This is a genomic window from Clostridium sediminicola (assembly GCF_050402865.1).
Lineage (GTDB): Bacteria > Bacillota > Clostridia > Clostridiales > Clostridiaceae > Clostridium_AF > Clostridium_AF sediminicola.
Genome location: NZ_BAABMF010000052.1, coordinates 1 through 2,599 on the forward strand (window position 1 = coordinate 1; position 2,599 = coordinate 2,599).

At 31.3% G+C, this 2,599-nt stretch carries 2 protein-coding genes; both read left to right on the forward strand.

Annotated features, from left to right (window positions below; translation table 11 throughout):
* Window positions 1–543 precede the first annotated feature (543 nt).
* Window positions 544–1,749 carry a methionine gamma-lyase gene (gene megL, locus ACQ3F0_RS26610; protein WP_428868848.1) on the forward strand — a complete coding sequence of 402 codons (1,206 nt, stop codon included), beginning with the start codon at window positions 544–546 and terminating at the stop codon, window positions 1,747–1,749.
* A 237-nt stretch (window positions 1,750–1,986) separates the two neighbouring features.
* A partial coding sequence (locus tag ACQ3F0_RS26615; protein WP_428868849.1) for a Na+/H+ antiporter NhaC family protein occupies window positions 1,987–2,599 on the forward strand: 613 nt, incomplete at its 3' end.

The following is a 2,599-nucleotide window of genomic DNA, read 5'->3' on the forward strand; positions in this document are numbered from 1 at the left end:
ATGGTGGACAAATATTAGTTGCAGCAGGATTAGCAAAATTATCTCCAGTTGAATTAGTTCCATATAGTATATATTCAATGTTAATGATTGTGTTTGGAATACTAGCAATAGCATTAGGAATTCCAAATTTTAAAAGAAAAGTTGATAGTACTAAAAAAGTAGATTTATAAGAAAGTAAATAAAATAAACTCATTAGATGCGACTGCTTCTAATGAGTTTATTTCTCGAATAAGTAAGTATTTCATGTTTCTTTGAGATGGATGTTCAGATGTGATAGCATGGTGAAAGAGAAACAAAATGCATTTGGAAATATTATTTACAAATGTAAAAAAAAATTCCGTTTATTTTGTCGAAAGTGTAAATAAAGTTTCCGTTTCTCGAAAATTTTTTTAGAAGAATATCGAAAAATATACCAATAAAGCTATTTTGTAAAATTGGTACGAAAATTGCTAATAATATATATGTAAACGTTATGATTCGAAATCTAGTTAAATAACAAGAATAAGCTTAATAAATATAAAAAAACTTAAGGGAGAGATATAAATGAATAGAGAAAAAATGGAAAATATGGGCTTTGGAACAAAAACAATACATGGTGGACATGTTGGTGACAAACAATATGGTTCGTTAGTTACTCCTATACACAGAACTTCAACATTTGTATTTAATTCAGCAGAAGAAGGCGGAAGAAGATTCGCATTAGAAGAGCCAGGATATATATACTCAAGACTTGGAAATCCTACAAATGCTGAAGTAGAAGAAAGAGTAGCTATACTTGAAAAAGCTGAAGCTGCTGTATCAACAGCATCTGGAATCGGAGCTATTTCTTCATCTTTATGGACTGCATTGAAAGCTGGAGATCATGTAGTAGCATCTGATACACTTTATGGATGTACTTTTGCATTATTAAACCACGGACTTACTAGATTTGGAATCGAAGTTACATTTGTAGATGTAAGTAACCTTGAAGAAGTTAAAAAGGCTATGAAACCTAATACTAGAGTAGTATACTTGGAAACACCTGCAAACCCTACACTAAAAGTGACTGATATAGAAGAAATATCTAAGATTGCTCATGCTATTGAAAATTGTTTAGTATTTGTCGATAATACATTCTGTACACCTTATATTCAAAGACCATTAGAGCATGGTGCTGACGTTGTTCTTCATTCAGCAACTAAATACTTGAATGGACATGGAGATGTTATCGCAGGATTTGCAGCTGGTAGTGCAGATTTTATTACACAAGTTAGATTAGTTGGTGTAAAAGATATGACTGGTGCTGTATTAAGTGCTGACGATGCTTATTTAGTATTAAGAGGAATGAAAACTTTAGAACTTAGAATGAAACAACATTGTGCTAATGCAATGAAAGTTGCTGAATTCTTAGAAAGCCATCCTGCAGTTGAAAAAGTTTATTATCCAGGACTTGAAAGCTTTGAATTCTATGAGTTAGCTAAAAAACAAATGGACTTACCAGGAGCTATGATTGCTTTTGAACTTAAAGGTGGAGTAGAAGAAGGAAGAATCGTTATGAATAATGTTCATTTAGCTGCATTAGCAGTTAGTTTAGGAGATGCTGAAACATTAATTCAACATCCGGCTTCAATGACTCATTCTCCATATACATCAGAAGAAAGAGCAGCTTGTGGAATAAGTGATGGACTTGTTAGATTATCAGTTGGTCTTGAAACTGCTGAAGATATTATTGCTGATATGAAACAAGCTTTAGATTTAATTGTTAAATAGTTTGAGATTTAGTAAAATATAAAGCCATGTATGTTAGATGTAATTAATAACTAAATCTGGGGGTAAGTGAATATTATCCCCAGATTATTATGTATAGTATAAATACCTATGCTATTATATTAATAAATATTGCTTAAAGTTAATATATCTATTTATTATTGAGGTAGTTTAGTTGTAAATGTAATCGTTATTATTTTTATTTTTTTAAAATTACTTAAATCCTAGGAGGTATTATTAATGAAAAACGAAAACCAAGACAAGAAGTACAACAGTTTTTTAGGTCTAACGCCATTGATATTATTTTTAGTTTTATTTTTAGCAACAGGGATAATTACTAAAGACTTTACTAATATGCCTGTGCTTGTTGCATTCATAATTGTATTAGCATATTCTCTATGCCTTAATAGAAAAGGCGAAAAATTACCTTTAGATAAAAAAGTTGATATTTTTTCTCGTGGTGGGGGAGATCCTACAATAATCCTAATGGTTGTAATATTTATATTAGCAGGTGCTTTCTATTCAGTAGCAAATGCTATGGGTGCAGTTGATTCTACTGTTAATTTAGGTTTAAGTATTTTGCCAGCAAAAGCAATTTTACCAGGTATCTTTATGATTGGTTGTGTAATATCTTTTGCTATGGGTACTTCAATGGGAACAGTTACTGCGCTTACTCCAATAGCAATTGGAATGTCTCAACAAACAGGTATTTCATTACCATTAATCGTTGCAACAGTAGTAGGTGGAGCAATGTTTGGGGATAACCTTTCATTTGTATCAGACACTACAATAGCAGCTACAAGAACCCAAGGGGTAGAACTTAGAGATAAATTTAAAATGAATGGCTTGATTG